We start from the raw sequence: 5,117 nt of genomic DNA, 5'->3' as shown, positions 1-5,117 counted from the left end.
CGCGGTCGGCGTCGAGCCGGTCGTACCAGGCGTCGAGCACGGTCGAGGTCGCGGCTCTCCTGATCGCCGTGCGGTAGCCGTTCGCCGCCGCGAAGAGGCACTCGCGCTCTTCCCCGCTGCGGAAGCCTCGCTGCCGGCATGCCACCGCGAAGCTCGCCGCGAGCCGCTTCACGTCCCATTCGAAGGGGCCGGGCAGCGTCTCGTCGAAATCGTTGATGTCGAAGATCATCACCCTCTCGGGGGTGCGGTACAGCCCGAAGTTCGAGAGATGGGCATCGCCGCAGAGCTGCGCGACGATGCCGGTGTGCGGGGTCGCCGCGAGATCAGACGCCATGATCAGGGCCGCGCCTCGGTAGAACGCCAGCCGTGACGTCGCCATGCGGGCGTATCGCACGGGCACGAGCTCGGGAACTCGGGAGCGACCCTGCTCCTCCAGCAGCGCGATCGGGTCTGTGCGTTCGGGCGGCGGCGTCCAGGCGGCGAGGTCCGCCCTCGGCATCCGCGCTCGCGCTGCACGTCCCGCGTCTCGTCTCGCGGCGAACGGATCGGCGAGGTCCGCGGCGCGGCCGGGTGTCATGACGAGCTTCCGGCGACGACTTCGTCGTCGCGAACGGTCAGGTCGCCATCTGCCGGTGCCGATTCGGGCTCGTCCCGTGGAGGACGCTCGACGACCTCCAGAATCACCACGGCCAGCACCGCCAGCACGAGCGTCCACAGGATGAGCGGGGGCGTCAGCGGGCGCACGAGCAGGACGACCGCTGCACTCGCAAGGGCGATGACGCCCCGCACCAGCGCCCGCCGGGAGTGGAGCCACGTCCCGACTCGCCCGCTGCTCAGGCCTCGTCGCTCGAGAGACGATCGAATCGTCGCGGCGCCTCCGTGCACGACTCCCCGCAGGCGTCGGGGCACCTCGAACGGTCCTGCGAACCAGATCACGGACGCCGTGACGAGTGCGAGCACCAGCACCGCCCCGGCGGTGTCGCGCATGGGGCCGGCGACGACCTCGTAGATTGCGCCGCCCGCGTCGGCGGAGATCCCGTTGGCGCGCAGGGCGGTGTCGGAGAACACCCGGCCGACCGCGAGGCCGGCGATCACGATCACCATCACGACGCCGAGCGACAGGGCCGCGGTGACGCCTGCCACGGAGCGGCGGCGGGCGGCGAGAACCCCTGCCACGAGCAGAAGGATCGAGATCCAGGGGAGCCACAGTCCCGCAGCGATGACCAGCTGATAGCCGAGCTGCACGGAGGCGAGCGAGTCGAGCTGAGCGACGGTGATGGTCCTGTCGATCGTCGGGATCGACGTGGCGAATCCGATTCCCTGATCGACGAGGGCGTCTTTCGCGGCGTCGATGATCGGCGCCAGCTGGATGCCGATCGAGCCGTCGGCGCCGAGTGCGATCGCCGCATCCGGGTCGTTCTGCAGAGCGGAGACGATCTGGGAGTGGCTGATGCGGAGAGCCGAGGCCCACACGTTCGCGAACGCCTCCGAGCCGACGAAGCGCTCGACCATGGTGGCCACCAGAGATTGCAGCCCCTGCGCGGCCGGCCCTTTGAGCACCTCGAGGGCTCGTGTCGCGGCAGGCCCCGTGCCGAGGTCGATCACGCCGTCGATCACATCGTCGGTGAGGGTCGGTATGTCGACCTGCTCGCCGATCGCCGCGACGACCTGCTCGGTCACCGCGGACTGCACGGCCGGATCGCTCGCGAGCACGGAGTAGCTCGCGACGAATCGATCGGTGTCGGTGAGCTGCACGTTCGCCCAGGCGGAGACGAGCGCGACGGGCGCGATCAGTGCGCCGAGCACGATCAGCACGGTCGCCGCCAGCGATCGCCCCCACGTGCGGGAGCGTCGCGGTGAGGATGCGGTCGGTGGCAGGGGCGGGAGGGAGTCGGGAGCGACCCCTGCCCGCAGAGCCGTGTTCTCGGACTCGAGCTCGGCCAGTCGTCTCTGCAGGTCCTCGATCGTCGTCTTCGCCATGCGCTGCTCCGTCCTCAGACCTTCGCGTCCTGATGGGGGATGTGGACCTGCTTGATGATCAGGAGGATCGCGGCCGTGACCGGTATCGACACCAGGGCGCCCAGGAGACCGAGCAGAGTCCCTCCCACGAGCGCCCCGATGATGACCAGGGCGCCCGGGACCGCGATCGCGCGGTTCATGATCTTCGGCGTCAGCAGATACGCCTCGAACTGCATGTAGATCAGATAGAGCACAGCGAAGATGAGCGCGAGAAGCGGGTCGGAGAACAGCGCGATCAGGGTGGCGAAGATCCAGTACGTGACCGGGCCGATCAACGGGATCAGCGTGATGAGGAACGCCGCGAGGCCCATGAATGCCGGGGCAGGGAGGCCGAGCACGAGATGAAGCAGGGTCGCGAACGCGGCGTTGCAAGCAGCGAGGACGACCATGCCGATGAGATAGCCGCCCACCGAATCCGTGATCTGCTCGGTCAGCTCGCGCAGCCGCACCCGATCGCGCGCCGGGGCCAGGGAGTAGAACGCCGAGGTGATCGACGACAGGGAAGCGAGGAAGTACAGGGTGAGCACGACCACGATGATCACCCCCGAGATCGCATTGCCGACGCCGAAGCCGACCGCCAGCAGGCCGCCGCCGACGGCCAGCAGATTGCCCGGATCGGCGAAGAACGTCGACAGCTGATCGAGCGCGATGCCGAGGACGTCGCCCACCTGCGCCTCGAACGCCGAGTACGTGTCGGACGCACGGAAGTCGACGATCGCCGCGGGGATGGCGCTCGCGAAAGCCGCCACCTGGCGGAGCGCCGGAGGAAGGACGAACGCGATGACGACCACGAGCACCACGACGAATCCTCCGAAAACGATGAGGATTCCGCGCATCCGCGAGATGCCCCGTGCTTCGAGCCATCGGATGATGGGGTCGAGTCCGAGGGCCACGAAGATCGCGAGGGCGATGTAGATGAGGATCGTGGCGACCGAGCTCGCGGCGACGCCGAGGAGGTATGCGCCGAGTCCTCCCAGGACGACGGCGAATCCGAACAGGAGCGGCCTGGTGATCGTGACCTGGATGCTTCGGGGCCGCTGTGTGCGAGCGGCGCGCCGCAGAGCGGGGGGAGGGGATGGCTCCTCGGCCATGGTGCCGGCGTCGCTCACGGTGTCACTCTCGGACGCGCGGTCTGCCGCCGCGTCACCCGTTCCGGGCGATATGGCGGCGGAGACGCCGGTGCCGTCTCTCGGATGGCCTCGGATGCGGACACGACCCTCCGCAATCGGCTTCCGCGCCGCACCGCGTCACCCGGAAGGTGTGAGGCTCGGGGTCACCGGAGCCGCCAAGCTGGATCGCATGCAGCGGCTGAGGAGAACGCCATGTCCGATCTGACCATCGGGTCGATGACCGATGACCCCACCGAATCGGTACGGCTCGACCCACGGCGGTTCAACCGCCACACCTTCTGGTGCGGACAGAGCGGCAGCGGCAAGACCTATGCCCTCGGGATCGTGCTCGAGCAGCTCCTGCTGCACACCGAGCTCCCGATGCTCATCCTCGACCCGAACGCCGACTTCGTGAGGCTCGCCGAGGCGCGGTCGGGTGCTCCCGCAGCACATGCCGAGCACATCGCGCAGAGCGACATCCGTGTGTTCCGCTCCGGGCACGGCGAGGGGCAGAAGGTGCACGCGCGGTACGTCGACCTGTCTCCGGCGGCGAAGGCGGCGGTGCTGCAGATCGACCCGATCACCGATGCCGAGGAGTACAACGTCCTCCTGCACTGGGATGCCGGTGCCGCCGATTTCGACGCCGACGAGATGCTCAGGGAGTTCCGCGCCTCGGGCGACCCGGCGCGCGTGCGTCTCGCCAATCGCATGGAGAACCTGCAGGTCCTGGAGTGGGACCTGTGGTCGAGGGGCGCAGGATCGGTCGTCGATGTGATCGACGAGAGACCCGCCGCCACCATCCTCGATCTCGGCGGCTTCGACCACCCCGCCGAGCCCAAGGTCGCCGCTCTCGCCGTGCTCGAGCAGCTGTGGGCGCGGCGTGAGAGCCGTCGCCCGCTGCTCATCGTGATCGACGAGGCCCACAACATCTGCTCACCCGAACCGCGCACGGCCGTGGAGCGCGCACTCACCGAGCAGCTCGTGCAGATCGCGGCCGAGGGGCGCAAGTTCGGCCTGTGGCTGCTGCTCTCGACCCAGCGTCCGACGAAGATCCACCCGAACGTGCTGTCGCAGTGCGACAACCTCGGGCTCATGCGGGTCAACGCCCCGCGCGACATCGCCGAGCTGGCCGACGTGTTCGGGTTCGTGGGGGAGGACGACATCCGCCGCGCGCAGGGCTTCGCTCAGGGGCAGGCGCTCTTCGCCGGGGGGTTCATCGCGCAGCCGACCTTCGTGCAGATGGGTGAGCGGGTGACCGAGGAGGCCGGTGGCGACGTGGTCGTGCCGCTCCGCACCGATCCCGTCTGACGAGGAGCGTCCTCGGCGTCAGCGCCAGATCGTGGCGATGGCGGCGTTGAGCGCGGTCAGGATGCCGACGAGCCAGAACATCGCGACGGGCACCGACCCGGACTTGCGCTGCTTCGAGGTGCCGATGCCGAGCAGGGCGCCGATCACGAGCAGAACGACGAGCTTCGTGCCGATCTTGGCGTAGTTCATCTCGGCGCCGTCGGGAAGACCCCAGGGCGCCGCGAGGGCGAGCCCCGCGACGGCGGCGATCGTCATGCCGATGCTCATCAGGCGCGTGAACTCGCGCTTTCCGCCGAACGCCTGCACGGCCCAGGCGCCGAAGAGCACGGCGAAGCCGATGAGATGGACCAACAGAACGACGTGGCGCAGAGTCTCCATGCCCTCACGGTAGGAGAACGGAGAGCCCCCGCGCCAGCAAGGGCAGGCTGACCTCAGCCGCGCAGGTCGCGCACGACGATGGCCGTGCGCAGCGCCGCATCCGCCGCCTCCGCTCCCTTGTCTTCCTTCGAGCCCTCGAGTCCGGCGCGGTCGAGACCCTGCTTCTCGTCGTCGAGCGTGAGCACGCCGAACCCGACCGGCTTGCCGGCGTCGAGCGAGACGCGGGTGAGTCCGTCGGTGGTCGCGGCCGAGACGTACTCGAAGTGCGGGGTGCCGCCGCGGATGATCACGCCGAGTGCCACC

The 5,117-nt window shown here is 69.2% G+C and carries 6 protein-coding genes; 1 reads left to right on the top strand and 5 read right to left on the bottom strand.

What is annotated here, in order from left to right:
- The 3 genes from RTM68_RS13585 to RTM68_RS13575 form a co-directional block, all read right to left on the bottom strand.
- On the bottom strand, positions 1 to 577 hold a 577-nt coding region (locus tag RTM68_RS13585; RefSeq protein WP_312171786.1), incomplete at its 3' end, for a DUF2252 family protein.
- Complete coding sequence (locus tag RTM68_RS13580) at positions 574 to 1,980, bottom strand: hypothetical protein (RefSeq protein WP_312171785.1); 1,407 nt, start codon at positions 1,978 to 1,980, stop codon at positions 574 to 576. The genes RTM68_RS13580 and RTM68_RS13585, both read right to left, overlap by 4 nt.
- Positions 1,981 to 1,994: 14 nt before the next feature.
- Entirely contained in the window at positions 1,995 to 3,128 is a 1,134-nt protein-coding gene (locus RTM68_RS13575) for an AI-2E family transporter (RefSeq protein WP_312171782.1), read from the bottom strand.
- Between the two features lie 213 nt (positions 3,129 to 3,341).
- Here RTM68_RS13575 and RTM68_RS13570 point away from each other — a divergent pair, with 213 nt between their 5' ends.
- Complete coding sequence (locus RTM68_RS13570) at positions 3,342 to 4,436, top strand: ATP-binding protein (protein WP_312171779.1); 1,095 nt, start codon at positions 3,342 to 3,344, stop codon at positions 4,434 to 4,436.
- An 18-nt stretch (positions 4,437 to 4,454) separates the two neighbouring features.
- On the opposite strand, the gene RTM68_RS13565 is transcribed toward RTM68_RS13570, so the two are convergent.
- Complete coding sequence (locus RTM68_RS13565; protein WP_312171777.1) at positions 4,455 to 4,814, bottom strand: Fe-S protein; 360 nt, start codon at positions 4,812 to 4,814, stop codon at positions 4,455 to 4,457.
- Positions 4,815 to 4,867: 53 nt separating this feature from the next.
- The coding region (locus tag RTM68_RS13560; RefSeq protein WP_312171775.1) for a 6,7-dimethyl-8-ribityllumazine synthase at positions 4,868 to 5,117 on the bottom strand (250 nt) is incomplete at its 5' end.

Origin of the sequence: Microbacterium sp. (assembly GCF_031988965.1) — a bacterium.
In the GTDB taxonomy this organism is placed as follows: Bacteria; Actinomycetota; Actinomycetes; order Actinomycetales; family Microbacteriaceae; genus Microbacterium.
The sequence above is the reverse complement of the archived record's forward strand: the minus strand, read 5'-3'. Positions and strand labels throughout refer to the sequence as shown.